This is a genomic window from Thermodesulfitimonas sp., assembly GCF_052743955.1.
Genome location: NZ_JBRAIN010000171.1, coordinates 1 through 1613, shown reverse-complemented (window position 1 = coordinate 1613; position 1613 = coordinate 1). Strand labels below are relative to the sequence as shown.

Below are 1613 nucleotides of genomic sequence, written 5' to 3'. Positions count from 1 at the left end.
GCTCACGAATTATTGCTTTGTGCCTAGCTTTGCCTAGTGTGGGAGGAACGGTGGCAGCCCAGTGCGGGCAATAGTAGTCAGCACCATAGCGTTGTGATCTTCCCTGTGCTCCAAGACTAATTGCCTGGCAGGTTACTTGGTGGTATCCTAAAAATGGTTTCAAAGGAGTCTAAGCGTTGAAAACAACCCGGTACTTTGAAGAGCAGGTGTTGCGCAAGCGTCCCTACATTCGCCGCGAGTGGTGCGAAAAGGCTCTTCGGGAACCTTTTCACCGGGAAGAACAGCCGGACGGCCGCGTGCGCTACTGGCTTTTCGTTCCGGAACTCGGCAGATACCTGCGCGTAGTAACGCTGGAAGGTGGTGAAACAGTGCCCAACGCCTTTCCCGACCGAGGGTTCCGAGAAATCCAAGAAAGGGGAAATAACGAAGGCCGTCTGGTTGGGATTGACATTGACCAAGCCAGCCGCGTTGGGGACCTATCTCGCCTCGAAGCCAACGCTCTACCCATAGATGAACTCCCTCAAGCGCAACCGTAGTTCAAAATGAGTGATAAGAACGACTGCCGCGATTATGATGCGGGCGCTGATCACCGGCGCGGCGGGTTTCGCCGGCCGCTACCTCGTTAAGTTTCTCTTAGAGCAGGGCTACACCGTCCTGGCCGCCTGTCACGGCCAGCAGCCGGATGATCCTGTTTACGCTGGCGCCGTCATCCGGCAGGCCGACGTGACCGAAAAAGGGACCCTGCGCCGCCTCCTCGCCGAATTCGCCCCCGACGAAATCTACCACCTCGCCGGCATCGCCGTCACCACCAGCGAAAACCGGGAGGCCTACTACCGGGTCAACTTCCAGGGCGCCGTGAACCTCTTCGAGGCCGTGCGCGAAGCCGCGCCGCAGGCCCGGGTGCTCTACGTCGGTTCGGCAGCTGCCTACGGCGCCGTTCCGCCGGAGAAACAGCCGCTCACCGAAGAGCAGCCCCTCGCGCCCCTTAACCACTACGCCGCCAGCAAGGCCGCCGACGCCGCCTGCGCCTACGCCGCCGAAGGGCTGCAGATCGTCCGCGCCCGCCCCTTCAACCACACCGGCCCCGGCCAGAGCACCGCCTACGTCTGCTCCCGCCTCGCCCAAAAGGTGGCAGAAGTGACTTTGGGCCGCGCGGAACCGGTGATCACCGCCGGCAACCTTGACGCCGCCCGGGATTTCACCGACGTCCGGGATGTGGTGCGCGCCTACTGGCTGCTTTTGCAGAAGGGCCGCCCCGGCGAGGCCTATAACGTCTGCAGCGGCAAAGCCTACACCGTCCGGGAGATCGCCGCCCTGCTCGCCGCGACCGCCGGCGTTGCCATCACCATCAAATCCGCCGCCGCACTCCAGCGCCCCACCGACATCCCGTTGCTCCTCGGTGCCGCCGCCAAAATCGCGCACGCCACCGGCTGGACGCCCCAGATCCCCTTCCGCCAAACCCTCGCCGACCTCCTCGCCTGGTGGCGCGAACGGCTGACATTGCAAAGATCGCTCTGACCAAAAAACGGCCGCCGCAGGCCCCGCCCTTTAGGGCTGAGGATAAGGCGGCTAAAACTTTTTATGTGTTGTAATTATATTGCCGTCTGTGATAT

2 protein-coding genes are annotated in these 1613 nt (G+C 62.1%); both read left to right on the top strand.

Features of this window, described 5'->3' with window-relative positions:
* The first annotated feature begins 176 nt into the window (after window positions 1–176).
* Window positions 177–536, top strand: a complete 360-nt coding sequence (locus tag ACUVTA_RS09680) for a hypothetical protein (RefSeq protein ID WP_445952727.1) — start codon at window positions 177–179, stop codon at window positions 534–536.
* Window positions 537–546: 10 nt separating this feature from the next.
* Window positions 547–1518, top strand: coding sequence for a GDP-mannose 4,6-dehydratase (locus ACUVTA_RS09675; protein ID WP_445952726.1), 972 nt, complete (start codon window positions 547–549; stop codon window positions 1516–1518).
* The last annotated feature ends 95 nt before the right edge of the window (window positions 1519–1613 follow it).